Source organism: Kitasatospora sp. NPDC087861 (genome assembly GCF_044742585.1).
GTDB lineage: Bacteria > Actinomycetota > Actinomycetes > Streptomycetales > Streptomycetaceae > Kitasatospora.
In genome coordinates this window covers 203,058-228,415 of record NZ_JBIUUS010000001.1, presented here as the reverse complement: position 1 = coordinate 228,415, position 25,358 = coordinate 203,058, and the positions used below count along the sequence as shown (strand labels likewise).

Sequence of the window (25,358 nt, the reverse complement as noted above, 5' to 3'; positions counted from 1 at the left end):
GGCATGGCGGAAATCACCTATGTCCGAGGCGATGCCACCGCGCCCCGGGGCAAGGGCGTGAAGGTGATCGCGCATGTCTGCAACGACCTCGGCGGCTGGGGCAAGGGCTTCGTGCTCGCGCTGTCCAGACGCTGGCCCGAGCCCGAGGCCGCGTTCCGGCGCTGGCACCGGGAGCGGGCGGGGAACGACTTCGGTCTCGGCGCCCTGCAGGTGGTGCAGGTCGAACCGTACGTCTGGGTGGCCAACCTGGTCGGCCAGCGCGGCATCCGGACGGGGCGCTCCACCGGGGTGCCGGTCCGGTACGAGGCGATCGACACCGCGCTGGCCGCGCTGGGTGACCGGGCAGCGGAGCTCGGCGCCTCCGTCCACATGCCGCGGATCGGCTGTGGGCTGGCCGGCGGCCGCTGGGAGCGGGTCGAACCGCTGGTGGCCGCACGGCTGGTGGCGCGGGGGGTGTCGGTGACGGTCTACGACCACGACTAGGGCCGGTCGCGGACCGGGGGTCTGACAGCAGGCCCTAGGCGGACGCCCGGCCCGCTCCGCCCACCGGGTCCGTCGCACGGCGCTCGGCGGGCCAGCTGTACACGTACTCGGGCAGCACGTACCCGCCCGGGAACACACCCTCCTGCGCACCCGTCCGCACGCCGCCCTCGCGCTCGTAGAAGGCGACCGCGCGGGTGTTGCCGCGCAGCACCTCCAGGTACAACTCGGCCCCGGGATGACGTTCGGCGACGTGGGCGCGGGCCGTGGCGAACAACGCGCGGCCGATGCCGCCGCCGGTCCGGCCGGGGCGGACGTGCAGGTTGTCGACCAGCACCCGGCCGTCCGGCTGCGGGACGAGGTAGACGAACCCGACCATCTCCCCGGCCTGTTCGGCGATCAGCAGTTCGGGCTCGGCGGCCGGATCGCCGTAGTCGACGGTCAGGCGCAGCTCCCACAGCTCGCGCCGCTGGACCGGCAGCCCGTCGCCGAGCGCCTCATCGGGGACGATCCCGCGGTAGGTGGTGCGCCAACTGCGGGCGTGCAGGTCGGCGACGGCCGCGGCGTCCTGCGCGCCGCCGCGCCGGATGGTGGTCCGCACGGAACTGATCATGTGACGAGCCTCCCACATCATTGGAGTTGAACATGTTCAATCGAAGCCTCTACAGTTCTGCCACGCCTTTGAACGTGTTCGAAATCATGGGGGCGGTGGGTGCGGCACCGGGCGTGGAGGGGACGCCCGGTGCCACATCCACCGACACGGGCTGGAGCCTCGTCTCCGGTTAGGCTCGTCCCCGTGGACGACCTGGCAGCGACGAACCGAACGGACGGCACGAGCGGTGCGGCCGAGCCCACGGCCGCACCCGGCACCGAAAGCGGGCCCCTGCCCGGCGGCCGGGCACAACCGAAGACCGACAAGAGCGAGCAGACCCGGGCCCTGATCCTGGAGACGGCCATGCGCCTGTTCCAGGAGCGCGGCTACGAGAAGACCACCATGCGCGCGATCGCCACCGAGGCAGGCGTTTCGGTCGGAAATGCTTACTATTATTTTTCGGCGAAGGAATTCTTGATTCAAGGATTCTATGACCGAATGACGTACGACCATGCGGCGGATGCCAGGAATCGCATGGGCAATACTCGGGATTTTTCCGAGCGACTGCAGATCACGCTGGAATCCTGGCTCGACACGGCCGCGCCGTACCACGAGTTCGCCGCGCAGTTCTTCCGGACGGCCGCCGACCCGACCAGCTCACTGAGCCCGTTCTCCAACGAGTCGCACCCGGCGCGGGCGACCGCCGTGGAGCTGTTCCGCGACGTGCTGCAGGGCTCCGAGCTGGCACCGAAGCTGGACGCCGAGCTGGTCGAGCTGCTGCCCGACGTGCTCTGGCTGCACCTCATGGTCGTGGTCCTCTACTGGGTCTTCGACCGGACCGAGGACACCGAGCGGACGCGGGAATTCGTCCGCCGGTCCACTCCCATGGCGGCCCGGGTGATCAACCTCTCGCGCTATCGGGTATTCCGACCGATCGTCCGCGACGCCAAGGGCCTTATTCAGGACTTCATCCTGCCCACTATTGGGAAAACCGCCGTCAAGTAGCGGCCGCAAAGACCGGATCAACTGCGCGGGCCGGGTGCTCCCAACGTTGGGAGCACCCGGCCAGCAAACGCTCGGGTACCTGGCCTCGCCAATAGGCCTCAGCCTCGGCGCGGCACCGGGTTCTCCGGGGAATCGAGCCACACGGCGTGACCTTCGGGCCCGACGCGTGCGCCGCTGGCAACCAGCGCGGAGGCGAGCCCCTGGGGCCCGCCTCCTTGGGCATCTCGCCGGTCACTTGCCGCTGCCGTCCGCCGGGGCCTTGCCGTCGCTGGTGTTGCCGCCCTCGTCGGACCCGCCGCCACCGTGTCCGGCGCCCTTGTTGCTGTCGTCCTGCTGCCCGCCGCCCTTGCCGTCGCCGGACCCGCCGCCACGCTTACCCATGTTCTTCCCCTCCCGGTTCGTGAAGTAGTGGTGCGATAACACTGAGCCATGGAAGACTCCGCCGGGTAGGCGCTTGATCACGAAGGGGTGGGCAACCATGGCGTTTGAAAAGGGGCAGCGAGTCAAGCTCTCCAAGGATCTTGAGATCGTGCCGTCCTCGATCGTCACGAGCGTCGATAGCTTCCAGACCGGTGACGGCCTGGGGGAGACGTCCCGGTCGTCGGCCCGTATCGGGTCGCGTGTGCTGCTCGCTGCGGGTGCGCGGGGCGTAGTCACCTGGGTGAAGGAGATCCGGAGCGCGGCGGTGCGAGCGAAGAGCAAAGCCGGAAGCTGAACAAGATGCGCGAAGAGCTCACCGCCTTGAACGTGGATGCCACGGCCACGAGGCCAGACATGAACAAGGACTTCGACGCCTGGAACAGGTGGAATGAGGCCCGGAAGCTGAGGGCGGCGATCCCAGAGCTGGAGAAGCAGCTGCCTGCCGGTGGGACCTACGAACTGAACGTGCGCTTCGACAACTGGCTGGCCCTCGACAAGCTCAACAGCAACGACTTCGTCCGGGAAGACTGATCTCCCGGCAACGCCGGCGCCCTCCGCACATCGCGGGGGGGGCGTTCTGCAGGTCAGAACGCCGGGCGCCTCGCCCGGAACTCCCCGCGCGTCTTCGCCGCATGGCGGTCGTGGCAGAGGAGTTGGACGTTCCCGGCCACATCCGCACCGCCGGGTGCGATGGGCGCGATGTGGTCGACGTCGAGGGCGGTGGCGATGTGTGATGTCCCGGGTCGCGTAGCCGTCCCCTTGACCGATGGCTGATGCCGCACTTGGTGAAGATGCCGTACGACAGCGGGCGTCCACAGACGCCAGCCGCTCAGCCAGGACTTCATCCTGCCCACCCCCGGGAAGACCGCCGTCAAGTAGCCTTCGCCAGGCCCGGCTTGGACCGGCCGAAGGCCGGCCCGCGGCAGTGCGGACCGGCCTTCGGCGGGGTGCGGCAGCCCGCTCAGAACAGGTCCGGGTTCCAGGGCTGCAACGGCGTGCGCAGCAGCAGGTCGGCGGCGGCCGCCGCGCCCGGGCGCAGTTCGGTGAGCAGGCCGGCCGCGAGCAGCCGGGGCGCCGTCTCGCCGCCCAGGTAGAGCGAACCCAACTCGGAGGAGTCCAGGGCGAGATCGGCGTCGTCCGTGGTCCGGGTGCAGCGGCCGGTGCCGTCCGCGGCGACCTCGATCGCCCAGCGGCCGGAGGCGTAACCGAGCCGGTCCTCCACCTCCAGCACCACCCGGCCGGGCGCGCCGTACGTCCGGGCGTCGAACGCGGCCGCCACGTCCAGCACCCGCAACCAGGTGAAGTCGGCGTTGTCCACGTACGGGGTGGCGGCGCGCGGGTCCTGGAGCAGCAGCGGCAGCGGGTCGTCCGCCCCGATGTTCTCCGCGACGACCTTGCGCACCCAGTCGACGGCGAGGACGAAGCGCCACAGCTCGGCGGCCGTCGCCCGGTCGAGGGCGAGGAAGTCGGCCACGGTCAGGACGCAGTTCGGGTAGCTGCCGTCCCACTTGTCGTCGATCCGGTAGACCACCAGGCCGGTGACCACGCCGTCGGCGTCGCGGTGGACGGCCGCGAACGGCTCCTTGAACTCGAAGCCCGGCACCTGGAGCTCACCGGTGCTCCGCTTCCACCACAGCTCGTCGCGGGCGATCGCGCCCGGCTGGGTGCGCCGCCAGCGCTCGTGCAGGTCGGCGCCCAGCTCGCGCAGCTCCGCCATGGTCACGAAGTCGATCCGCCCGCCGGGCACGGTGGGCAGGTCGTCGCGCAGGCCGCGGGTGCGGAGCAGGTCGATGTTCCAGCCGTGGCCGCGGGTGGCCGGCCCGTAGCCGTAGCGGCCGTAGATGTTGTACTCGGCGGCGATCAGGACGGCGACCGCCGATCCGCGCTCGGCGGCGGCCGCGAGGTCGCGGCGCATCATCGTGCCGAGCAGGCCCCGGCGACGGTGGGTGGAGCTGACCGTCACACCGGTGACGGCGTCGGCCTGGACGACGGCCCCGCCCGGGACGGTCAGTTCCACGTCGAAGCTGCGGAAGGTGGCGATGCAACGGTCGCCGTCGAAGCCGGCCAGCATGCGGCCCGGCTGCCACTGCCGCCGGCGGAAGTCGCCCGCGCTGTCCGCGTGCGAGCGCAGGAAGCCCAAGGAGAGGGCCCGATCCCACGCGGCCACCTCGCCCTCGGTGATCGCGCGGATCTGGAGGCCGTTCACGATGTCGACGGCCCCGTCATCGGTTGTGTTGCCCATCGGGCCACCGTACGGCCGTCGTTGTCCGACGGCACCCGATTTATTCCGTGCCCGACCCGACGTGCTCCCCCGGCGCCACCACCCAGTGGTTGCAGCGCAGGACACGGTCCGCGAAGGAGACGTCCCGCTCACCGAGCAGCCGGAAGCCCAGTGCCCGGCAGATCCCGTTGGACGGGCCGTTGGTGACCGCCGGGTGGGCGTGCACCGGGCCCCACCGGCCGTCCGCGGCGGCGGCGTCCAGCAGCTCCCGGACGGCCGCCTTGGCGAGGCCGCGCCCCTGGAACTCGGGCAGCACCATCCAGCCGATCTCGGTCACGGCGGCGCCGTCCTCCTCGTACGACCAGAGCGTGACCCCTCCGGCCACCACCTCCGGCCCGGCCCCGTCCGGGACGATCATCTTGATCCACGCGCGGTCCTCCGCCACCTCCACGACGTCCTTGCGCAGCCGCGCCTCCACCCGATCCCGGGGCAGCGGCCCGCCCAGCCCGGCCATCATCACCGCGTCGCACCGCATCCGGACGTACGCGTCGACGTCCCCCGCCTCGACATCACGCAGCCTCATCGCGTCTCCTCCCGAGTGCTCGAACCGGCCACGCCGGGGCCGGTCCGGCGGATCCTAGCGCCCATCACCGACACGTCCGGAGCGCAGGCGGGGGTGGCGGCGGCGTCAGGGTACGTGCACCGCACGGCGGAGGAGGAACGCGGTGCGGCGAGGGCGGCGAGGGCGGGGGCACCTCCCGGCCGACGGCCGGGAAGGGGTCGGCGCGCAGGCCGGGGGTGTAGGTTCCACTCGTGATCTTCATTCGGCTTCGGCATGAGCTGGGCTGTCGTCGCTCTTCCCAGTGATCTTGCGCGGGTTTTGACCCATCTTCTTTGCGCTTTCCTCGCTGGCGGGGTGGGCGGGCCGTCTCTGCGTACTCGTTGAAGTGCCCAGGCAGGTACGGGATTGCCGGGAGCTGCCGTGGATCTTGCGACGTCTACGTGGGCGGGTCCGCCAGTGCGCACAGCTCATCGATGAACCGACTCGGCGGCGAGGGCTTGAACTGGGCGTCGTTCCACTGGTGCCACAGGCCTCCGGGGGCGAGGAAGCGGCTAGCGTGTTCGGTTCCCGCCTGACTGTCGATGTGGAGGAGCGCGCTGATGGCCCAGTGCTGGTCGTACTGGCAGTCAGGCTGCTGGAGATAGCGATCCAGGTAGGCCACCAGGTGCAGGGAATCTTCCTCCGTGCAGAAGCGTGCGAGAGCGAAGCAGTAGCCCTGGCCGGAGAAGCACAGCTGGCTGGCGAGAAGCAGGTCACCCAGCACGTCTCGGAAGTGCTGACGGCGGTCCACGCCGATCAGCCAGGCAGCGGTGAGGCGTGAGCGCCACTCGCTCTCCAGGAGGATTTCGAGTTCCTCATCGGTGATCGCCTGGGCAGCTGAGCGCAGTGACTGGAGGAAGCGTGTGCGCTCACCCTCGTCGTCACGGGTGAAGTTGCCGTGAAGGAGGTGGAGGTAGCGCCCGGTGTCGTTGGTCGTGGGCTTGACGTAGCGCTCGATGACATCGAGCAGTTCGGGGTCCGAGGAACGAGGAAAGCGCATGTCGGCATCTTCCCGTTCTCCATTGGTCTGCGGCCAACTGATTCTGAGAGCTCGGGGTGGGAGCCGTGAGCTCACGGACAGAGCTCTTCCCCCCGCATCGCCGTAGCTGGGCGATGATCTCTTCATGGATGACCTCCTGAAATTCCTTCACGCCCGCTACGAGGCGGACAACCATGCCTATGCCGAGGTGGCCTACCGCTTCGGGGCTGACGCCTTGCTTGACAGCCACCTGCCGATGCTCGACCTCGTCGACATGCTGGCCCGGGACTACGAGGCAATGGATCCGTCCGATGCGCGCTACGCCGGCCTCGGTCATGCCGTGCGTGTGCTCGCGCAGTCGTACGCCGAGCACCCCAGCTACCGGGAGGAGTGGCGACCCTAGAACCTGGTCCGATGGATGGCGGCGTCTCGTCCGTCCGGGGTGAGCCGACGTTGATGACACTGGTAGTCGCTAGCCTCTCCGCGTGACTCAGACCAGTGATCGACAGCTCCCTGCCGCACTCGCCGCCGCACTGTCGGTCCCGTTCGACTACGACGACGGCAAAGGGATCGACTTCGAGCCCTTCCCGACATTCCTGTCCGCTGAGGACACCACCGACTGGCTCCGGGCCTGGACCGGCAACACGGAGTTGAGTGGTGACGACTTCCGCGTGTTCGGCCAAGACGGCACGGGTGGATACGCGACGTTCTGGCTGATCCGCCCAGGCCGCCCACTCATCGACCAGCCCATCGTCTTCCTCGGCTCCGAAGGCGAGACCGCCGTACTGGCACGCGACCTGGGCGACTTTCTGTGGCTGCTCGCTGGCGGCTTCGGCCCCTGGGAGGCGGCCACCACGTACGAGCCCGACTGGAGCCCACATCCCAACCGGCAACTGGCGGCCGTCGCGGAGCGATTCGCCCCCGGTCGGCAGCAGCCGGCCACCGTTGTCATCGAGCAGGCGACCCGGGAGTTCCCCAATTTCGACGACACCATCATGGAGCTGTGCCGCTGACTCCGACAGGCACTCTGCAATCTCGGAGCGCGTTTGAGATCTGCCGTGGGACGATCCTTCGGTGACTCGACTCGTGAACCGTGATCGCTCCCTTGAGGAGCTTGAGCATGGTCGTTGGCCAGCCCCGTCAGGCGATGTCACCCGCCTTGTGGCGACGATGCACGCGCTCCGGCGAAAGGCAATCGGCGAGCTGACCGTCGAGGACCTGCGACTGCTGATCAGGCAGGACGTGGGCGTTACCCATGTCCTGCCGGTAGCGTTGGAGGTGCTCCGGGACGACCCGATGGCGGAGGGCGACATGTATGAGGGCGATCTGCTGGCCGCCGTACTCTCCATGAACCCGGAGGTCTGGAGCGAGTCGCCCGAACTCGGGCGTGCTCTCCACCTGATCGTCTCGGAGCTGCGTGGTCTCACGCCGTCGTTGAGGCGAGATGTAGAGCGTTTCCTGGCTCTGTAGGTCGGCGGCAGCCCGCTGCAGGTGTCGGGTGTGTCGACCGCGGTCGTCACGCTGCACCTCATCGCTTTCCTTGTCGTCGGGGTGGGTGTGCTGCCAGGCGAGCGGTCTCGTAGATGGCGGCGTCTCGTCCAGCCGGGGTGAATTGGTAGTAGGTGCGGCGGCGTCCGGGTCCCCGGATGGGTGAGGCTCTGGAGCGCCAGGAGTCGTCGTCCTCGATTCGGCTGGTGATCCAGCCGGCGGTTCGGAGTCGGTGCAGTTGCTCGTAGGTGCTACTGGCGTCGCGTTGGAGGCGGGTGATTAGGAGGGCGCCGTAGCACTGTTCGTCACCGTGGGTCATGAGGTCGTTGAGCAGGTCGAGCAAGGCGGTGGTGATCCGGAGTCGGGCAACGGGGATCTCCGTGAAGGGGCTGATCGGGCGGCGAGGGCGGGGGAATTGCTGGCGAGCTGCTGCCGCTTGGTGCTCGGGGAGCTTGGAGAGATCGTCGTTGGGGATGGACTTGGCCATCAGACTGCGGATGTGATTCTTCGCCAGGTGATTCAGGAGACGGCGCCCGCGTTCGGTCGGCTTCTGTGCTGTGGCCGGGGTGGCTCGGTGGAAGAGTGTCGCGCCAATGTCTTGTTCGAGGCGCTGGAACTGGACAACCAGGGTTTCTGGCTTGATGCCGAGGTGTGCGGCGGCGGCCTTGAGAGTGGGGAAGGCCATGGCGATCTGGAACCGGTGCAGCCGTTGCCAGCCCTGCAGGCTTCCTTCGACGGCGGCTCGGATGTCCGCGGCGAGTCGGCCATCGAGCCGGTTGATCATCTGTGGTGAGCTATGGACCCCTGAGGGCCTGGGGGCGATCGCGAACCGGTGCAGCGCGAGGTTGACGGTCATCTGGCTGATGCCGAGCTCCTCGGCGATCACGCCAGTCGACTTGCGCTGCCTCTCGTACTGGTCACGCAGCCAGACGGCATCGTTCACGAGATGGGGTTTGCCCTTGTTGAGGGTAATTCCGTTGGTGCGAGCGGCCTTGGCGAGAAGGTGACGGCTGTAGCCGGTCTCGGCAGCCAGGTCATTGAGGTTCCGACGGCCCTGGACGTATTCGCGTTCGAAGAAGTCCCGGGTGGCGACCTGTGCCATCTCCTGCTGGCGCTGCCACGTCCTGGGCAGTGCGGTGGGGCGCCAGTCTCGTTCAGGCCGGTCGAGGTGATCGAGGGCGAACCGGACATGTTCGAAGTTGACGCCCAGCGCCTGGGCTGCTTCGCGGACGCTTCGTCGCTCATCGACCACGATCCGGCGGATTGTGTCGGTGTCCAGGGAGGCGGGGTCCGTGCCGGGCAGGACAAGGCCGTCGGCGAGTTCAGCGGGCGGCGACCAGGTGACCGGCTCGTCGATGCCCAGGTCAGCGAGGATCGTCTCGGCATGTCCGGCGAGTGCGGCCCGCAGGGGCGAGGCCATCCTGGTGGTGAAGGTCATGTAATTCCCCCGGTCGCCAGGGCTGGTGAAGGACAGGTGGTGTCCGCCGTCACCGAGGTCCGCGCCGGTCAGCAGTTGCAGCAGGTGACGCTGGACGTGGCGGAGGCGACCGCGACTTGTCCGGCCTTTGCCGGGGGTGTCTCCCGGGTGGGAGCCGATCTCAAGTGCCAGGTCGCGCCATCTCGGCCAGGTGATGAGCGGGTGGGTGGGGACCTGGACGCGTCGTCGCTGGTAGTCGATGGGCGAGTCAGTGGTGTCGAGGTAGGTGGCGATGCGGCAGAACAGCGTCAGGACATGCAGGAGCGTCGGGGCAGGCAGGTCACCGAATCCCTGCAAGAGGACGGAGAGGTGGGCTGGGGTGACGCGGTCGTTGAACCGGTTGGTGAGTGCGCGGTAGGTGCGTTCCGATGTCCCGGGGCCGAGGAGACAGGTGGCTGCGGTGGCGCGGAACAGATCGGTATGGAAGCCGGCAACAGGCAGAAGGCGCCCGGCCCAGTCCGGCCAGATCAGGTGGGGAATGAACCGTCCGCGATCTGCCGCAGCCTGGCCGGCGGGAAGTGCTGCCTGTGGGGTGGGGGACTTGAACCGCAGTCGGTCCATCGCGGCCAGATCGGGGTCGATCGCCCGGAGGAAGCGGCTGGGGAAGGGCCCCGTCATGGCCTGCCAGCGGTACCAACTCAGCCCGGTCGGCATGGTTCCCGTGCGCGTGGATCGGCTGGTCGGGAGGTTGCGAATGGCTGTGACAGCGGCATCGTCGTCGGGGCCAAGGACAGTCCGGCTCAGGTCGAGGACACTCGCGATCAGGGCGGCGTCCATCCGCGGCAAGCGCCCGTTGACCACAGTCACCTCCGTCGGCGCACGGCCGGAGGCCAAGTCGGCAGCCCGCCCCTGCCAGTCGACCCCTTCGTGTGTCATCAGCCAGTAAGCCACGATGGGAAGGTTCCCCAGGGTGGCGGCGGCATCCTGATCGTCACGGTCGGCGGCTTCGCGCAGCCCGTCGAGCCAAGTCTGGGCGGCAAGGACAGCAGGGTGCGCAGGCGTTGTCGGCAGGGACGTGAGGTCAGTGCCGCAATGGGGGGCATAGCGGAGGCGCTGGTAGGAGCAGGCGCCCGGCGGAGGCACCGTGACGCCGCCAGGGAGAAAGGCCCTCGGGGTCTTCGTGCAGACCGGGCAGTTGTCGAGCAGCAGCAGTCGGTGCCGGCGGCAGGCAACAGCCCAGTTCGATCGCCAGACCAGCAGCCAGCGCCCGCCGTTCTCGCCCAGACAGCGCGGGCAGAACCGCGTACCTCCGCCGACGAGGGTCATCCCCATTGACTGACCCGCGAGTTGAGCCGGTAGCAGTGTTCCGCTCGGCAGGCCCGCCACGTGTTCCATCCGCCGCCAAGTCTCCTCTGGGGTGACCTTGATCAAGCGGTGGACCGAGCGGGCCCGCTCGGACAGTCCGAACGCCGGCAGCAGCTGGCTTGCGGAGAGCCGGTGCCGGCGAGCCAGTGCTTCGATCCACGAGTCGATACTCTCGCCCTCGACCGGTGCTGTCCGCAGCGGCAGCGTGGGCCAGTCGCCGGTCACCGGCTGGCCCCTTCCTTCTTCCGTCCCCGGCGCTTGGTCTCGGCAGCGCGGCGCGGCCGGGAACGCTCCGCCGCCTCGTCGATCCGAATGGTCTGCAGCAGATCCCAGGTCAGCGCTTCGGTCCCGTTCTTGATGGCCTTGAAGCAGCCGCGAGTGACGAGGGTGATCAACGAGCCGATGTGCCCGCCGGTCCGCTCGAACAGGTACTCGTCCAGAGCGACCAGCCGGCCCGGCCGGGCCTTGGCCAGGACGAGCTGCTTCTCGATCGCCTTGATCAGCACGGTCCAGCTGTCGTCCCGCTCGAACGGGACGACTTCCAGACGGGTCCAGCGGGCGGCGGTCTGGGCAAGGGCAGTGGACTCGCCGGCCAAGCCCTCGTCGAAGAACCTGCGCTCGCTCAGGCCGACGCCCGCGTAGATGAACGTGACGGGCAACTCGTTGGCCAGCCATTTCAGGTGGTTGCTGACCGCCAGGCCGTCGCGGCTGTTCTGGTTGATGAAGTGGACGTCGTCGATGATCCCGACGCTGGTCTCGCACTTGAGGACGCAGTCCAGTGCGAAGGTGGCGAGTTGGGCGGCGGTGCCGTTAGTGGCTCCGGGGTGGCCGTAGAACTCGCAGATCATCTTGTTCAGGGTCCTGAGCGTGGTGTTCGACGTCAGGCCGACCCGGAAGACCGGGATCCGCTCGTCGCCGTCCTCGGTGGTGTCCCCGCCCAACTGCCGGGCCGTGCGGTCGAAGTCGCGGGCGAACAGGTTGACCATCGTGGTCTTGCCCAGACCGGGGAAGCCGTCGATCACGGCCGCCCCGCGGACTCGGTCGCTGTCCTGCCGGTTGGAGGCGACGATCAGGTCCAGTTCCTCGCGGACCTGCACGAGTTGCGGTGTGGCGATCGTGCCGAAGTTCGCGTGCCAGTCGTGCCGGGTCTCGTCGAAGCGGGCGCGGTCCACCGGCGCCATGCGCGCCAGCGCGGCCGCCGCCAGCCGATCCGGTCGGATCCGGGCGGGCGTGTCGGTGAAACGGCGCCAGCCCTGCTTGCGCGACAAGCTGTAGGCGGTGGTCACTCCAGCACCTCCAGCGCATCGTCGTAGTAACCCTCGGTGTCGTCGAACAGCTCGTCCTCGCTGTCGTCGTCACCGACAAGCTGCGGACCGGCCTGTGCGGGCAGTACTGCCGGGTCGCCGTCCTGGGGACTGGAGGGCAACGGGATGCCAGAGCGCTCTGCGGACAAGCGGGCGGCCATCCGCCGCTCACGGCGGTCCATCACTTGGCCGCTTTCCCAGCGCTGCAGCACCTGCTTGAGCGCAGCCACCGGGTCGGCGAAGCGGTCCTTCTGCGCGGCCAACGCGCGGGCGTACTGGGCAGCCTCGGCCGAGAACGCGGTGCCCAACATGGGTGCGTGCTCCCAATCCAGTTGGTGCCAGGATCCGTCGGCCGGCTCCTGGAAGTAGACCGAGCGCACGTCCTCGTCGTTCACGCGGATCGGCCACTTGCCGGCCTGGATCCCGCCGTAGGGGCTGGTCTGGTTGCGGTGCCCGTCCAGGGCGGTTCCGTTGTAGAGCAGCCCGTTCACTTCGACGCCGTAGTGCTGGACCGTTCGCCAGGCCACCCGGTGGAACTCCAGGGCCAGTTCGGGCCGGGCGGGCAACCGAAGCCGCCCCGCTTTTCCGACACCGAGGGTGAACATCTCGTTCGGCGACAGCGGCAGGCCCGGCCATTCCGGGATGGTGAGCCCGTCATGCTTGTCGGTGTGGTGGACAGTGATGATCCAGTCGCGGATTACGTCCTCCAACTCGTGCAGGAACAGGAACGCCTTCCCTTCCAGTCCGATCCCCCGGCTGTGCAGGTCGGGCCCCTTGTAGGCGGGCAGGTGCTGGATCAGCCCCTCACGCAGGGTCTTGAAGAACCGCTCGACGGTGGGTTTGTCGGTCGGCTTCTTCGGCTGGGCGGGCTGGATGGAGATGCCCAAGCGCGCGCAGACTCCGATGACGTGCGCCGACAGGAACGCCTTCCCGTGGTCGACGACCAGCGTCTCCGGCAGGCACCACGATTCCTCGGCCTCGTGCTCGGTGAACACCAGCCGCTGTGGGACTCCGTGTGGAGAGCCCAGGGCGGCTCGGCCGCCGCTGCGGCCGGTGATCGCCTCGAACAGCACCCCGGCGACATCGACCGCCTTGGTGGACACCGGCGTGACCCTCAGCCCCAGAATTTGCCGGTCGAAGAGATCCTGAGCGACCGTCAACTGAGCGCGAAGCCAGCGGCAGGTCACCGGCTCCATCGCGAACATGTCCAGGTCCTGGGTGTCCAGGATCAGGTACTCGCCCGGTCGGGTCGCTCGCAGCCGGCCGTATGTCCCCTGGGGCCGGGACGCGATCGACCTGCGTCCCTTCGCCGAACCGGACACGGCGTTGCGGCCCTTGGTCAGTTCCTCCAGGCGTCGGTAGGCCGTGGTCTTCGGCGGAATCCCAACGACTCCTTCTCCGTGTTCGCGCTCCAAGCGCTCCGCAGCCCGCATCAGGACCGCGCTTCGGGTCGGCGTCGATGCGTCCACTCCGGCCGCCAGCTCCGCCAGCACCGCGGCATCCCAGCGCGGGTCGACCGATCGGCGGTGCCCGACCCGCTTGCGGTCGTCCACCAACGCGGCCTCGCCGCAGGCCCGATAGGCGGACGTCCAGTTCTCCACGGTCCGGACCGAGACCTTCAGCTCAGCGGCCTTCGCGGCGTACTTCTCCTTCAGAGCAACCCCAGGGGCGAACTGCGGACGCGGCTCACCCGTCCGTGCCGACTCCGCATGGCCGGAGGTGAAGCCGGTCAGCACCTCGCGGACGTGCCCCGCGCGAGCCGCCACCTTCTCCTGTTCGGCTGCCGACAAGCCGGCCAGCACCAGCCCCGGGTCATCGCCCTCTGCTGGCCCCGCTCCCAAGCCACGGGCCCGCGACGCGAGCTCGGCCAGGTTCAGGCTGCGGTAGGCGCCGTCGCCGAGCGTCCGCACCATCACCGATCGGCCGTCGAACTCGACTACCTCGACCGGGTCGCCGTCTACCAGCAGCGTCGCCCCAATCACGACCGTCACCGTGTGTCCGTTCACGCCGCCACCCCCAGCCGAACATGGGTCGCGCCACCGAGCGGACGGGACAGGTCCGCCAGCAGCCGACCGGACCACAGCAAATGCAGAATCGCCGGCCGGATGACGGCCGCCTCCCCCATCTCGGGCAACGACCGCTCAAGGTGCGCGATCAAAACCGACTCGCCCACGGCGTCCAGAACCGCCTCTGCCAGATCCGGGTCGATCATCGCGTCGCGGCGATAGCCAGCCAGGAATCGCACGTTCTCCAGCAGCACCCGGTCTGCCGAAGACCACACCTCGAAGTCCCAGCCCCGAGCGTGGACCAAGCGCTCGGTCCACGCGAACTGCCTGGCCACCTTCGGATCGTCAAGGCGATGCGCGGCCTTCACATCCACCACGGCCACTGAGCCGTCCGCACGGCCAAGCAGCAGGTCCGGAACATGCCGACGCATGCGGCTGCCGTCGAACCACTGCAGCCAGAACGGCTGGGCCGCGATCGATACGACCTTCGGATCATGGTCGGCGAGCAGGATCCGAGCCAGCTCCAGCCGGCTCTCGTAGACCACGTGCCCGCCCGTAGTTGCGGACCAGTACCACCCTGAGTAGCACTGCCGCCCTGCGAACCAGCGCATCTCCCGTACTGGTAGACCCGCCAGCACGTCATCGACCGACACCCGATCCAACGAGGTGTCCACGAAGGCGCCAGTCCCGCTGCGGTAGCGCACCGTCACATCAGGGGCCGAAGGCACAGAGGCATCTTCGGCGATTAGAACATCAGACCAGTCAGTCATGGCGCGACCATCTCCCTCCCGCCGAGCCTGGACAGGGTGAATCAGCTTCAGATCACCCGTGATGGTGAAGAATCAGGGAATCGGTAGGCGCCGCCGTCGAACTGCCTACTCACGGCCCCACTGATCTTGCGCATGCGCAACTCGGGCGCAGAGTCAGTGGGAAAGCGCAAAGTGAAATGGGAACCTACAGGGGGTGCGGACGGGCCCTACGGGCGGGCGTAGAAGTCGGGGGTGCCCATGATCCAGAGGCTGGCCTGTTTGACCGGCCTGCCGGCGCGGGGGGCCTCGATCATCTGATCGTCGCCGATGTAGAGGCCGACGTGGTAGATGTCGGCGGCACGGCCGGTGTGCGTCCAGAAGACGAGGTCGCCGGGGCGCAGCTGGCGGTAGCTGATCGGGGTGCTCTGGGCGTACTGGTCGGCGGCGAAGTGGTTGAGCTGTCTGCCGCCTTCGCGCCAGGCCATCATGGTGAGCCCGGAGCAGTCGTAGCCGGCCGGACCCTCGCCGCCCCAGATGTAGGGCAGGCCGATCTTGGAGCGGGCGAAGTCGATGGCGGCGGCCGCGCCCTCGGCGGACCACGGGCGGTCGGCGGGGGGTGCGGCCTGGGTGGCCTTGGCAGCGGCCTGCTCGGCGGCGGCGCGGGCGGCGGCCTCGGCCTCCCGGGTGGTGATCTCCTCCAGGGCCTCGCGGTGGCGGCGTTCCAGGTCGACGGTGGTGTGCCGGGCGGCGGCCAGGTCGGTGAGCAGCTGCTCGCGGCGCCGGTCGGCGGCGAGGACCGCGTCCTGCTGGGCGGCGAGCCGGGCCTCGGCGCTGGCCTTGGCGGCGCCGACCTCGGTGGCGGCCTTCTCGGCGGCCTCGGTGGCAGTGCGGGCGGCGGCGGAGGCCCGGTTCGCGGCGGCCGCGGTGGAGGTAGCGGCGTCGAGGATCTGCCGGGTGCGTTCGCTGGCGACGCCGACCACGGCGGCGCGGTCGCCGGCCTCACGCGGGCCGCGGGCGCCGAGCAGCGCGTTGAGCGCGGAGAGTTCGGCGCCCGCGCCCTGACGGTACGTTTCGGCGGCGAGTTGGGCGGCGTCCGCGGCCGCCTCGGAGCGCTCGGCCTCGGCGGCGGTGGCGCGCCGGCCGGCGGCGGCCTCCTCGGTGCGGGCCCGGGCGAGGGCGAGCTGCGCGCCGTTGTAGGCCTCGACGGCCTGTTCGGCGCTGCGGCCGGCCCGGTCGAGTTCGGCCCGGGCGGCGGTGAGTCCGGCTTCGATGGCGGTGACGGAGGCGGCGGTGCGGTCGACCTCGGAGCGGGCCCGGTCGATCTCCTCGGTGGTCGGGTACGGGTCGTCCGGTCGGGCGGGGCCGGCGGTGGGTTCGGGGTCCGCCGGGGCGGCCTGGGCGGCGGGGAGCAGCCCGAGCAGGGCGGTGAGGGACAACAGGAGGGTCGGCAGGAGCCTGCGCGCCACGAGACATCCCTTCTCACGGGTCCGGAGGGGACGGCGGTCGGACGGTGCGCGGTGCTCGGACCGGGGCGGCCAGGCGGAGGAGGTCCGACGAATCATCCCATCAAGTGACAGAAAGGTCACTCGTCGATCATGTTCTCAACTCCGACGCTTTTCGCACCTCGAACGCGCCCTGCCAGCCGGGTGACCATCAGATGATCCGATCATGAGTCACCGTCGGTCAGGCGCACGGGGTATGCGAACTACCGGTGGATCCGGCGGGTGCGCGTCCGCAGCTGGAGGTGTCGCTCGGACCGGCGCTCCACCCCGGTCGGACGGACCGCGTACGTCCGGCTGCGCCCCGCCCGGACCGTGCGGCGACGCTGCCGCGCCCCGTGGGACCGGCCCGGGCCGCTGCCGCCCGCGCCGTACGCCCCGCCCTCCGCCGCCCCGGCGGCGGCCGCCGAGCGGCGGTCGGCCAGCCGCGCCTGACGCCGGGCCAGCGCCCGGGCGGCGTGCGCGTCGAGGTGGGCGGTGGCCCGGGCGGCCATCCGCTCGGCCACCCGGTGGGCGGCGGGGTGGTTCGCGGACACCTTGTCGGGGGCGCCGGCGATCAGGTCGAAGAGCCAGGTGCGGGCCCGGTCCGCACGCCGGTGCAGTCGGCGCTCGCGCCGGAGCGCACGCGCCCGGCGGCGGGGACGCTTGGCGTACCGCCAGCGGGCCCACGGGCTGCTCGGGCGGGCCAGCCGGACCGCCCCGATCCAGGAGAGGCCGGGGACCATGATGCCGAGCAGGCCGGTCCACAGCTTGCCCTTGATCAGGCTGATCACCGAGGCCAGGGCGTTCACCGAGATCACCGTGATCAGGCCCCACCTGGTCTCCTGGCCGGGCACCACGCCGAGCGGCACGTACCCGACCAGCAGCAGGGCGGTGAACAGGATGCCGAAGATCACCGCGTCCACCGACTTGCGGCCCTGCTCGCTCCAGTACACGTCGTCCAGGTGCAGGATCAGCGCGAACTCGTCCAGCACCAGGCCGCAGCCGATGCCGAAGACCAGCCCGAACCAGTCGATCCACGGGTGACCGCCGTACGTGGCGAACACCCCGACGCCACCGACCAGCAGGAAGCCCAGGCCGAACACCATGTGATGGATGTGCAGGCCGCCGGGGGTGACGTTGCCGGGCCACCAGCGCACCTGGGCACGGATCATCCGGACGCTGAACCGGATGAACACGAAGGAGGTGATGAAGCCGACCAGCAGCAGGAACAGCGGTTGCTTGTGCGCGGCGACGATGTGCTCGCGGTAGCCGTCCAGCAGTGTGGTCATGCGTCTTACCTTCGTTCCTGGTCCTTCCTCCGGTCTGCCGCGACATGGCCCGGAGCCCAACACCGGTCCAACGCGCGGTCAGAACCCGCGGGTGCGCTTGGCCGCCCGGCGCGGCACGACCGGGTACAGCGACGGGCGCTCGCCGCCGACCGGCAGCTTCATGAACAGCCGGGCGATCTCGCCGCCGAGGTTCACCCCGATCGCCAGCGCCATCGCGATCGCGGCCGCCCGGGAGACGGACACCAGGCCGGCGCTGGAGTGCCCCTGCGCGAAGGAGAGCATCCCGAGGTAGAGCGCCGAACCGGGCATCAGCGGGCCGATCGCGGCGGTCACGTACGGCAGCGCGGAGCCGTTGCGGTAGCGCGCCATCAGCTGGCCGAAGAGGCCGACCAGGCCGGCCGCCACCCCGGTCGCCACGATCGGGGAGAAGCCCGCGTTGTAGGCCAGCACGCCGTAGCTGGCCCAGCCGATGCCGCTGTTCAGGGTGACCAGCGCGAGGGAGCGGCGGTCGGTCTGCAGCAGGGTGGCGAAGGCCAGGGTCAGCAGCATCGCGGCGGCCAACTGGACCGGCGGGTAGCTGACGCCCGCCAGGCTCTCGTCCGGCCGCAGCTTCGCCTCGAAGCCGACCCCCAGGTAGAGGATCAGCATCACGCCGATCACGATGCCCGCGACCAGGTAGATCACCTCCAGCAGACGGGCCGCGGCGGTGATGTAGAAGCCGGTCAGGCCGTCCTGGACGGCGGCGACCAGGGCCCGCCCGGGCAGCAGCGCGAACAGGCCACCGGTGATCACCACCGAGCCGCGCAGGCCCCAGTCGTTGAAGGAGAGGACGATCCCGGAGGCGGCGGCCGGCATCGCGGCCGCCACGAACTGGTAGAACTCCGGCAGCCGGCGCCGGGCCAGCATGGAGGCCAGCCGGTCGCCGAGGACGGCCGCGACGAAGGCGCTGGCGAAGACCAGCCAGGCCTTGTCGTCGATCCGCCCGCCGACCAGGAAGGTGGCCGCGCCGGCCAGCAGACCGGTGGTCAGCGCGAGCATCCAGGACGGGTAGGGGTGCCGGTTGCGGCGGATCACGGCGAGCCGGCGGTAGGCGTCGTTGACCGTGACCTTCTCGGCGGTGATGTCCGCGACCAGCTCGTAGACCGCGTTCAGCCGGGTGTAGTCGGAGGTACGGCGGCGCACCACCCGGTCGGCGGTGATCGGCGGCTCGACCAGCGAGGGCTGGTGCGAGATGCCGATCAGGGTGAAGGTCACCTGCGGCTCGCAGTGGTCCAGCCGGTAGGCGTGCGCGATGCCGAGCATGGCCGCCTCGACGTCCTCGGCCGCCTCGCCGCTGGCCAGCAGCAGCTCGCCGATGCGCAGTGTCAGGTCGAGGATGCGGGGGACGTTGCGGGTGGCCGCCGCAGAGGGGTGCAGCTCGCGGGCGGTCCGCTCGAAGGCGGGGCGCTCGGACATCGGGGTGCGCAGCAGCGTGCGCATCCGGTCCGGCCAGGGGGCCTCGCCGGGGGCGCCGGCGGTCAGCTCCGGGATCGGGGTGCCGGTGGGCGGGGCGTAGCCGGCGGCGCGCCACTCCTCGGGGGTGAGGGTGTCCTCGGCGACCGAGCGGCGGCGGGCGGGGCGCGCCGCCTCGGGCGCCGGCTCGCGGCGCGGTTCGGCTTCCGGTTCCGGTTCCGGTTCCGGGGCCAGCAGGCCCCTGGTCTCCGGGACCGGCGGGACGAGCGGGATGACGGTGGCGGGCTCGACGGTGGGGGCCGGGTGGCCCAGCAGGCCCTCGGTGGGCGGCGCCTCGGCGGGGTGCACCGGCCGTACCGGCGGCGTCCGCCGTGTCTGACGGACCGCCCGGCCTCCCCTCGCCCGCTTGCCTCCGCCCGGTCGGCCCCGCTTAGGCACTTCCACTCCTTGCCGCCCCTGGTGGCCGCCGGCCACCGTTCGATCTCGGGATACACCTTGCCTGATCGAACAGTCCGACGCACATATACGCGGCGTACCGTGACGGGGGCGGCGGGCGCCTACCCGGCGCGGTGGCGGTCGGTGGACGCCGCACCGGAACGGCGGGCCCGCAGCAGTTCGACCGCCACCGGGACCACCGAGACCAGCACGATGCCGACCAGGATGGCCTCGATGTTGTCCCGGACGAACGGGATCTGCCCCAGGAAGTAGCCGAGCACGGTGACACCGGCGCCCCACAGCACACCGCCGACGAGGTTGAAGACCACGAAGGTGCGGTAGTTCATCCTGCTCACCCCGGCGACGATCGGGGTGAAGGTGCGCACGATCGGCACGAACCGGGCCAGCACGATCGCCTTGGGCCCGTGCCGGTCGAAGAAGGCGGCGGCCTTCTCCACGTTCTCCTGCTTGAAGATCCGGGAGTCGGGGCGGCGGAACAGGCCCGGCCCGACCTTGCGGCCGAACAGGTAGCCGACCTGGTCCCCCGCCACCGCGGCGGCCACGATCAGCGCGCAGACCAGCCAGAGCGGCTGGTGCAGGTAGGTGCCGCCGGCCACCAGCAGACCGGTGGTGAACAGGAGCGAGTCGCCGGGCAGGAAGAAGCCGATCAGCAGGCCGGACTCGGCGAAGACGATGGCCAGGATGCCGATCAGGCCGAAGGTGGAGATCAGGTTGGTCGGATCGAGCCAGGACGGGCCGAGGGCGAGGCTGGTCACGTGCGGACACTCCTGAGGGTCGAGTCTTGGCAATGAAACAGTAAAGCATTCACCAAGAATCGATAAACCGGTAGGTCATGACGGGCCTGCACGCACCCGCGCCCGCACGCGGCCGTGCGGGCCGGGGCGTGCGGGCGCGGAGGTGCGGGGGTGCGGAGGTGCAGGGGTGCAGGGGTGCGGGGCCGTCAGAGGCCGTAGCGCTCGATGGTCTCCTCGTGCCGGGCGACGTCCGCACCCGCCGCCTTGGCCAGGTCCAGCCAGGCCAGCGGGTGCGGCCAGTCGCCGGTGAGCCGGTGCAGCAGCGCGTCGGCCTCGGCGGCCGAGGCGGTCGGCGGCACCCCGACGGCGGCGTAGACGCCGGGCAGCGTGGCGTCCTCGTCCGCCGGGTCGGTGATGCGGTACTGCTCCCCGCTGTACGCCCAGACCGCGTAGCCGGCCTGCTGCAGGTCTTCGCGCAGCGCCGCCCACGGCTCGTCGCCGGGCCAGCCGCCGTCGATCCAGTACGTGGCGTACCCCGCCGGGTCGAGCAGGGTGAGCAGCTCGAACACCGGGCGCCAGCCCCGCCGCTCCTCCTCGGGGGCGTCCTCGGCCGGCGGCGGCTCCAGCAGCGCCGGGGCGAAGACCACCACGTCGCCGTGGTTGAGCGTGAGGTCGTCACCGAGCACCGGCAGGATCCGGGCGGTGGCCGGACCGGTGCGGACGGCGGGCAGGTCGGCCGTGGCGCCGTTGGTGCGGGTGGCGCGGACGGTGACCAGCTGCCACTCCTCGTCCACCGGCCCCCCGGGCTCGTCGAACTCGATGCCGAGCAGCGCGCCGGCGGAGCGGACCGCCGCCCAGTCCCGGTTGGCGGTGGCCGCGGTGATCAGGTGCCAGAGGTCGGGCTCCTGGACGGTGCGGTGGCGCTCCTCCTCCGGGGCGGCCCCGGCGGGCAGCGCGTGCTCCAGGAGCTCCTGGTACAGCCGCTGCGCGGTGGCGTGGTCGCCCAGCTCGGTGGCGGCGCCGGCGGCCAGCCGGCGGGTGTTGATCCGGCTCCGGTCCAGGGCCAGGATCGCCTCGCACTGCTCCAGCACCTCGGCCCAGCGGGCCTCGGCGGCGGCCCAGCGGGCGCGTATCCAGTGCCCGTCGGCCGGGCTGGTGCCGGCCAGCCGGTCGGCGAGGCGGCGGACGCCCTCGGCGTCCCCCGCGTCGATCAGGGCGGAGCCGAGCATGCCGGTCAGCACCTCGTCGCCCGGGGCGGCGTCGAGCCACTGCCAGAGCAGGTCGGCGGCGGCCCGGGCGTGGCCGAGGCCGCCGAGCACCGCGGCCAGGTTGACGGCCAGTTCGGTGGCGGCGGCCTGCTCACCCTGGTACCGGTCCAGGGCGACGGAGAGCAGGTCGGCGCCGGTCTCGTAGGGCACCCCGGCCTCGGCCAGGTGTGCCGCCAGTTCGCCCGGCGGAACGGGCAGCTCGGGCACCTGCAGCGCCTCGGCGGCCGCCCGCAGCGCGGCGACCTCCTCGGCCACGCCCTCGGTGCGGCGCAGCCGGGCGAGCTTGCGCTCCCCGGTCTCGGCGAGGGTCAGCGCCACCGTCCGGGCGCCGCGGGCGACGGCGAGCCGACCCGCCGCCAGCAGCAGGTCCACGCACGGGCGGTGCGAGCCGGTGCCGTCCAGGTAGCCGACCCAGCCGGCCAGGACGGCGCCCAGCTCGGCGTCGTTCTCCCAGGCACCGGCCGCGACCAGCAGCTCGACCGTGCGCGTCCAGCCGTCCCGCAGGTCGGCGTGGCGCTCGGCGGCCTCCCGGGCGGGCAGCAGCGCCAGCGCCTCCTCGGTGCGGCCGAGCGAGGCCAGCGCGCGGGCCCGCAGCAGACCGCCCCAGAGCCGGTCGCTCTCGTCGATCTCGCGGCCGCGGGAGCGCTCGGCCTGCTCGGCGGTGTCGACCAGCGTGAGCACCTCCTCGTGCCTGCCGAGCCGGCTCAGCGTGCCGGCCCGGGCGTGGTGGAAGTGCAGCGAGAGCCGCTCGCCGGCCGCCTGGATCCGGGCGGCGGCGGTGTCCAGGTGGCTGAGCGCCTCGGCGTGACGGCCGTCGTCCTCCAGCGCGTCGGAGTACTCGCGGGAGAGGCAGTCGAAGCAGGCCCGGGCGGGTTCGATCCGTTCCAGCGTCTCGCCGAGCACCGCCAGCCGCTCCGGGACGTAGCCGGGGCCGTCGACCCGGGCGTGGCAGATCGCGAAGTCCTGCACCACGCAGACGGACTGCGGGCAGCCCGCCGTCTCCTCCCGGTGGGCGAACTCCAGCAGGTCGACCGCCTCGGGCAGGGCCTGCTCGCCCTGGTGGCGCTTGTTCAGCAGGTTCTGCATCCGCCAGTGCCGCAGGTAGACCTCGACCCAGGGCAGGCCGAGCGCCCGGGAGGCGGCCAGCGCCTCCGGGTAGACCGCGTCCAGCTGGTCGTTGCGGCCCTCGTTGGCGTGGCCGGGCAGCTCGTAGATGGCGTCGGCCAGCCGGCGGTGGCCGGCCTCGGCCAGCTGGCGGTGGGCGTCGTGCACCCAGGCCCAGATGTCGGTGCTCATGTCGTGTCCCCCTGCGTGGTGCTGTTGAGAAGTCTGCCGTCGGCCACTGACAATCCGTCGGGGCCGGGGCGCGCCGGGCAGGTCCCGCCGGGCGCGCGACGTGTCGGACGCGCCCCGCTCACGCCTCGTCCGCTCACGTCTCCTCCGCTCACGTCTCCTCCGAGAGGGCGCCGAGGGTGTCCGGGACGTCCGGCAGGCCGACCGGGACGGCGGCGGTCAGGGCGGAGACCGCGGTGCCGATGCCGGACAGCGCCGCGGTGAGGTCGCCGCCGGAGGAGTCCGCCGAGCCGGCCGAGGCGGCGGCCATGATCACCTTGAGCGAGCGGAGCAGCCCGGCCGCCGTGGCGCTGCCGGTGTGCCCGGTGCGGTAGGCGGCGAGCAGGTCCAGCACGGCCGGGCAGGACAGGTTGAGGTAGAGGCGGGCCCTGACCTCGCCGTCGGTGCGGGCGGTGAACGCCCGGGCCAGCCGCAGCGCCGCGGACGGGATCCGGGCGTCGGCCTGGTCGTCCTCGATCCGGGCCTTCAGTTCGGCCTCGCGGTCCGGCACCAGCACCAGGGGCAGGCCGGGCGGGTCGAACCGGGCCGGGACGAGCTGCTCGCCCTCGTCGGCGAGGGCGCCGGCCAGCCAGGCCGCCTCCCCGGCCGGCAGCGGGCGCTCCGGGTCGCGGAACAGCTCGCGGTCGCCGTGCTCGCTGCCCAGTTCGACCAGCCGGCAGCCGCGCAGCTGGGCGTAGCGGCGCAGGAAGGGCAGCACCGCGTAGCGGTCGCCGCGGGCGATCGGCACCCGCATCGCCCGGTACAGCATCTCCTCGAAGCCGCCGCCGCTGCCGAGCGCGACGTGCACCGCTCCCCCGCCCATGGCCCGCAGCGCGCCGGCGGTGAGGTCTCCCTGGGAGGTGGGGACCGGGACGTCGTCGGCGAGCAGGGTGAACAGCCGCTCGTCGCAGAGCGCGGCGCCGAGCAGGTCCTGGCCGTGCCGGGTGAGGATCCGGCGCCAGGCGGCGGGCCGCAGCCGGGCGGTCTCGTACAGGCCGTCGACGATGGCGTCGGTGAGGGTGCGCTGGAGTGCGCGGTAGTGCTCGTCGCGCTGGAGGTCCTCGCGGCTGGCGGTGGGGGTGAGCCGGTTGGACTCGACCACGCCGCCGATGAACCCGGCCCAGCTGGGCAGCAGGTCGCGGGCGTCCTCGGCGAGCAGCATGCCGCGCAGGTAGACGGCGAGGTCGCGGTTGTCGCTGCTGCCGTAGGTCCCGCCGTCCTGGACCCAGAGCAGGCCGATCGCGTCGGTGCCGCCCCCGACCGGGTCGACGGGGAAGGCGGTGAGCGGCTCGAAGCGGCGGCCGAAGGCGGTGGCGAAGCGCATCCGGACGGCGTGCTCGTCGGGGGTGGGGGCCGTGGCCGGCCGGCCGGTGCCGCGCCAGGGCACCTCGACGCTGTTGACGGGCTGCTCGTCGTCGCCGACGTAGACCGGGATCGGCAGCAGCACGCAGTACCGGCCGAGCACCTCGCGCAGCGCGTCCTCGTCGGCGAGGTGGGCGTGTTCGGCCTTGAGCGTCAGCTCGACGACCGTGCCCGGGCGGGGCCGGGCGGGCACCGGGTCGACCTGGTACTGCTCGCCGCCCCGGCTGCGGTAGCGGTGGCCCAGCTGCGGTTCGCGGTGCGAGGTGGTGGTGACGACGACCTCGTCGGCCACCGAGAAGGCGGAGAGGAACCCGAGGCCGAAGGCGCCGATCAGCTCCTGGTTGCCGGTGAGGTCGCGCAGCATCCGGGTGTAGCCGGTGCCGACGGTGGCGAGGTAGGCGTGGATCTCCGGCTCGGTGAGGCCGGCTCCGGTGTCCTCGATGGCGACGGTCCGCCGGGCGGCGTCGCCGCGCACCCTGATCAGCGGGTGGTGGTCGCCGTCCGGGTCCTCCAGGAGTCGGCGGGTGTGCGAGTCGTGGGCGTTCTGGACGAGTTCGCGCAGGGCGACCAGCGGGGTGGAGTAGAGGTGGGTGGCGAGGACGTTCACCAGTCCGCCGAGATCGACCTCGGTCGTACGCAGATCCTCGGCGGGAGTGGGCTCGGGCGGGGCACCTTCAGACATGGGTCCCCAGTGTGCCAGTGCGACTATCCGGCGACCATTTCTTTCTCCATGAAGAAACTCGGTCAACTCTGCGTTGACATCGAAGGGTTGCCGGGGATTACCGCATTGCACCCCAACTACCGCCCCCACCAGCAGCGTTGGACGCCACGGAAGCCCCCGCCGGGACCGTCGGCAATCTCCGGATACAACGTCACCATGACACCATCGGGGGAATTGCCACCCGTTTGGTGGAGTTCGTCCACACCGCTGGTGAATGCTGAACGTGCGACGTCAGGCAACGGCGCAACGGAGCGGCCACTCCGGATCGCGCCAATTTCGCACCAGCTCAGGGAGACCACCGTGTCCCGTATTCGCGCAGCCGCCGCCACCGCCCTCGGGGCCTTCCTCCTCGTCGGCTTCGGCGCCGCCGGCGCCCACGCCGACAACGGCGCCGGCGCCCTCGACCACTCCAACAGCAGCGTGGTGAACAACAACGGCTCCGCCAACGTCGTCGGCAACGTCGTCGGCAACGTGGTCATCACCCAGCAGACGGCCACCGGTTCGGGCGCGAGCAACCAGAACAACGGCCTCGCCGCCACCGGCAACGCCGGCAACATCGGCGCCCTGCAGGGCAACGGCAACCTCGACGCCCGGGTCCACCTCCCGCTCCACTAGGCCTTCCGCCCCACGGGCGCA

At 71.0% G+C, this 25,358-nt stretch carries 24 protein-coding genes; 8 read left to right on the top strand and 16 right to left on the bottom strand.

The genetic code is table 11. The features are described 5' to 3' along the window. The first annotated feature begins 3 nt into the window (after positions 1-3). Entirely contained in the window at positions 4-483 is a 480-nt protein-coding gene (locus tag ACIOJE_RS00955; RefSeq protein ID WP_400772508.1) for a macro domain-containing protein, read from the top strand. Positions 484-517: 34 nt separating this feature from the next. Here ACIOJE_RS00955 and ACIOJE_RS00950 read toward each other — a convergent pair whose 3' ends face one another. After that, positions 518-1,093: a GNAT family N-acetyltransferase gene (locus ACIOJE_RS00950; protein ID WP_400772506.1), complete on the bottom strand. Its 576-nt coding sequence runs from the start codon at positions 1,091-1,093 to the stop codon at positions 518-520. Between the two features lie 183 nt (positions 1,094-1,276). Between ACIOJE_RS00950 and ACIOJE_RS00945 the strand changes: the two genes are divergently transcribed. Then, a complete protein-coding gene (locus tag ACIOJE_RS00945) occupies positions 1,277-2,077 on the top strand; it encodes a TetR family transcriptional regulator (protein ID WP_400772504.1) in 801 nt (266 codons plus the stop codon). 231 nt (positions 2,078-2,308) lie between these two features. Here ACIOJE_RS00945 and ACIOJE_RS00940 read toward each other — a convergent pair whose 3' ends face one another. Beyond that, complete coding sequence (locus ACIOJE_RS00940) at positions 2,309-2,458, bottom strand: hypothetical protein (RefSeq protein WP_400772503.1); 150 nt, start codon at positions 2,456-2,458, stop codon at positions 2,309-2,311. A gap of 97 nt (positions 2,459-2,555) precedes the next feature. On the opposite strand from ACIOJE_RS00940, the gene ACIOJE_RS00935 reads away from it, so the two are divergent. Together ACIOJE_RS00935 and ACIOJE_RS00930 are read left to right on the top strand one after the other, a co-directional pair. Then, entirely contained in the window at positions 2,556-2,792 is a 237-nt protein-coding gene (locus ACIOJE_RS00935; protein WP_400772501.1) for a hypothetical protein, read from the top strand. Between the two features lie 5 nt (positions 2,793-2,797). Continuing rightward, positions 2,798-3,028, top strand: coding sequence for a hypothetical protein (locus ACIOJE_RS00930; RefSeq protein WP_400772499.1), 231 nt, complete (start codon positions 2,798-2,800; stop codon positions 3,026-3,028). Between the two features lie 53 nt (positions 3,029-3,081). Here the strand turns inward: ACIOJE_RS00930 and ACIOJE_RS00925 are convergent, their stop codons facing one another. The 4 genes from ACIOJE_RS00925 to ACIOJE_RS00910 form a co-directional block, all read right to left on the bottom strand. Next, complete coding sequence (locus ACIOJE_RS00925) at positions 3,082-3,342, bottom strand: HNH endonuclease signature motif containing protein (RefSeq protein ID WP_400772497.1); 261 nt, start codon at positions 3,340-3,342, stop codon at positions 3,082-3,084. Positions 3,343-3,458: 116 nt separating this feature from the next. Continuing rightward, the gene (locus tag ACIOJE_RS00920; protein WP_400772495.1) at positions 3,459-4,739 is read right to left on the bottom strand and encodes a GNAT family N-acetyltransferase; all 1,281 of its coding nucleotides are present in this window, start codon (positions 4,737-4,739) and stop codon (positions 3,459-3,461) included. Positions 4,740-4,779: 40 nt separating this feature from the next. After that, entirely contained in the window at positions 4,780-5,301 is a 522-nt protein-coding gene (locus ACIOJE_RS00915; protein WP_280675636.1) for a GNAT family N-acetyltransferase, read from the bottom strand. A 415-nt stretch (positions 5,302-5,716) separates the two neighbouring features. After that, positions 5,717-6,319: a DUF6000 family protein gene (locus ACIOJE_RS00910; RefSeq protein WP_400772493.1), complete on the bottom strand. Its 603-nt coding sequence runs from the start codon at positions 6,317-6,319 to the stop codon at positions 5,717-5,719. A 124-nt stretch (positions 6,320-6,443) separates the two neighbouring features. Here ACIOJE_RS00910 and ACIOJE_RS00905 point away from each other — a divergent pair, with 124 nt between their 5' ends. The 3 genes from ACIOJE_RS00905 to ACIOJE_RS00895 all read left to right on the top strand — a co-directional run bounded on the left by ACIOJE_RS00905 (position 6,444) and on the right by ACIOJE_RS00895 (position 7,768). Next, on the top strand, positions 6,444-6,701 hold the full coding sequence (locus ACIOJE_RS00905) for a DUF6221 family protein (protein WP_400772491.1): 258 nt from the start codon (positions 6,444-6,446) through the stop codon (positions 6,699-6,701). An 82-nt stretch (positions 6,702-6,783) separates the two neighbouring features. Beyond that, positions 6,784-7,311: an SMI1/KNR4 family protein gene (locus ACIOJE_RS00900; RefSeq protein ID WP_400772490.1), complete on the top strand. Its 528-nt coding sequence runs from the start codon at positions 6,784-6,786 to the stop codon at positions 7,309-7,311. A gap of 61 nt (positions 7,312-7,372) precedes the next feature. Next, the gene (locus ACIOJE_RS00895; RefSeq protein WP_363631794.1) at positions 7,373-7,768 is read left to right on the top strand and encodes a contact-dependent growth inhibition system immunity protein; all 396 of its coding nucleotides are present in this window, start codon (positions 7,373-7,375) and stop codon (positions 7,766-7,768) included. Between the two features lie 58 nt (positions 7,769-7,826). Here the strand turns inward: ACIOJE_RS00895 and ACIOJE_RS00890 are convergent, their stop codons facing one another. The 10 genes from ACIOJE_RS00890 to ACIOJE_RS00845 form a co-directional block, all read right to left on the bottom strand. Further along, complete coding sequence (locus ACIOJE_RS00890) at positions 7,827-10,793, bottom strand: TniQ family protein (protein ID WP_400772488.1); 2,967 nt, start codon at positions 10,791-10,793, stop codon at positions 7,827-7,829. Beyond that, on the bottom strand, positions 10,790-11,854 hold the full coding sequence (locus tag ACIOJE_RS00885; protein ID WP_400772486.1) for an AAA family ATPase: 1,065 nt from the start codon (positions 11,852-11,854) through the stop codon (positions 10,790-10,792). Before ACIOJE_RS00885 ends, ACIOJE_RS00890 begins: the two co-directional genes overlap by 4 nt. Beyond that, the gene (locus ACIOJE_RS00880) at positions 11,851-13,878 is read right to left on the bottom strand and encodes an integrase (RefSeq protein WP_363631800.1); all 2,028 of its coding nucleotides are present in this window, start codon (positions 13,876-13,878) and stop codon (positions 11,851-11,853) included. The genes ACIOJE_RS00885 and ACIOJE_RS00880 overlap by 4 nt, the downstream gene beginning before the upstream one ends. Then, on the bottom strand, positions 13,875-14,648 hold the full coding sequence (locus ACIOJE_RS00875; RefSeq protein WP_363631803.1) for a TnsA-like heteromeric transposase endonuclease subunit: 774 nt from the start codon (positions 14,646-14,648) through the stop codon (positions 13,875-13,877). Before ACIOJE_RS00875 ends, ACIOJE_RS00880 begins: the two co-directional genes overlap by 4 nt. 206 nt (positions 14,649-14,854) lie before the next feature. Then, positions 14,855-16,093 carry a C40 family peptidase gene (locus ACIOJE_RS00870; RefSeq protein WP_280675638.1) on the bottom strand — a complete coding sequence of 413 codons (1,239 nt, stop codon included), beginning with the start codon at positions 16,091-16,093 and terminating at the stop codon, positions 14,855-14,857. Between the two features lie 239 nt (positions 16,094-16,332). Next, positions 16,333-17,397 (bottom strand): hypothetical protein, encoded by a 1,065-nt coding sequence (locus tag ACIOJE_RS00865; RefSeq protein ID WP_280675640.1) that lies wholly within the window; start codon positions 17,395-17,397, stop codon positions 16,333-16,335. A gap of 78 nt (positions 17,398-17,475) precedes the next feature. Next, positions 17,476-19,197, bottom strand: a complete 1,722-nt coding sequence (locus ACIOJE_RS00860; protein WP_400772484.1) for a threonine/serine exporter ThrE family protein — start codon at positions 19,195-19,197, stop codon at positions 17,476-17,478. A 209-nt stretch (positions 19,198-19,406) separates the two neighbouring features. Then, positions 19,407-20,060, bottom strand: a complete 654-nt coding sequence (locus ACIOJE_RS00855; protein WP_280675644.1) for a DedA family protein — start codon at positions 20,058-20,060, stop codon at positions 19,407-19,409. A 185-nt stretch (positions 20,061-20,245) separates the two neighbouring features. Then, a complete protein-coding gene (locus tag ACIOJE_RS00850; RefSeq protein WP_400772481.1) occupies positions 20,246-22,603 on the bottom strand; it encodes a hypothetical protein in 2,358 nt (785 codons plus the stop codon). A 148-nt stretch (positions 22,604-22,751) separates the two neighbouring features. Then, positions 22,752-24,683, bottom strand: a complete 1,932-nt coding sequence (locus ACIOJE_RS00845) for an ATP-binding protein (RefSeq protein ID WP_400772479.1) — start codon at positions 24,681-24,683, stop codon at positions 22,752-22,754. Between the two features lie 339 nt (positions 24,684-25,022). On the opposite strand from ACIOJE_RS00845, the gene ACIOJE_RS00840 reads away from it, so the two are divergent. Further along, on the top strand, positions 25,023-25,337 hold the full coding sequence (locus ACIOJE_RS00840) for a hypothetical protein (RefSeq protein ID WP_280675651.1): 315 nt from the start codon (positions 25,023-25,025) through the stop codon (positions 25,335-25,337). Positions 25,338-25,358 lie beyond the last annotated feature (21 nt).

What these genes read in the sequence shown, in the direction of transcription:
- ACIOJE_RS00955 (WP_400772508.1), top strand. Translation starts at nt 4, where the DNA reads ATGGCGGAAATCACCTATGTCCGAGGCGATGCCACCGCGCCCCGGGGC.
- ACIOJE_RS00950 (WP_400772506.1), bottom strand. Translation starts at nt 1,093, where the DNA reads ATGATCAGTTCCGTGCGGACCACCATCCGGCGCGGCGGCGCGCAGGAC.
- ACIOJE_RS00940 (WP_400772503.1), bottom strand. Translation starts at nt 2,458, where the DNA reads ATGGGTAAGCGTGGCGGCGGGTCCGGCGACGGCAAGGGCGGCGGGCAG.
- ACIOJE_RS00935 (WP_400772501.1), top strand. Translation starts at nt 2,556, where the DNA reads ATGGCGTTTGAAAAGGGGCAGCGAGTCAAGCTCTCCAAGGATCTTGAG.
- ACIOJE_RS00930 (WP_400772499.1), top strand. Translation starts at nt 2,798, where the DNA reads ATGCGCGAAGAGCTCACCGCCTTGAACGTGGATGCCACGGCCACGAGG.
- ACIOJE_RS00925 (WP_400772497.1), bottom strand. Translation starts at nt 3,342, where the DNA reads ATGAAGTCCTGGCTGAGCGGCTGGCGTCTGTGGACGCCCGCTGTCGTA.
- ACIOJE_RS00920 (WP_400772495.1), bottom strand. Translation starts at nt 4,739, where the DNA reads ATGGGCAACACAACCGATGACGGGGCCGTCGACATCGTGAACGGCCTC.
- ACIOJE_RS00915 (WP_280675636.1), bottom strand. Translation starts at nt 5,301, where the DNA reads ATGAGGCTGCGTGATGTCGAGGCGGGGGACGTCGACGCGTACGTCCGG.
- ACIOJE_RS00910 (WP_400772493.1), bottom strand. Translation starts at nt 6,319, where the DNA reads ATGCGCTTTCCTCGTTCCTCGGACCCCGAACTGCTCGATGTCATCGAG.
- ACIOJE_RS00905 (WP_400772491.1), top strand. Translation starts at nt 6,444, where the DNA reads ATGGATGACCTCCTGAAATTCCTTCACGCCCGCTACGAGGCGGACAAC.
- ACIOJE_RS00875 (WP_363631803.1), bottom strand. Translation starts at nt 14,648, where the DNA reads ATGACTGACTGGTCTGATGTTCTAATCGCCGAAGATGCCTCTGTGCCT.
- ACIOJE_RS00865 (WP_280675640.1), bottom strand. Translation starts at nt 17,397, where the DNA reads ATGACCACACTGCTGGACGGCTACCGCGAGCACATCGTCGCCGCGCAC.
- ACIOJE_RS00850 (WP_400772481.1), bottom strand. Translation starts at nt 22,603, where the DNA reads ATGAGCACCGACATCTGGGCCTGGGTGCACGACGCCCACCGCCAGCTG.
- ACIOJE_RS00845 (WP_400772479.1), bottom strand. Translation starts at nt 24,683, where the DNA reads ATGTCTGAAGGTGCCCCGCCCGAGCCCACTCCCGCCGAGGATCTGCGT.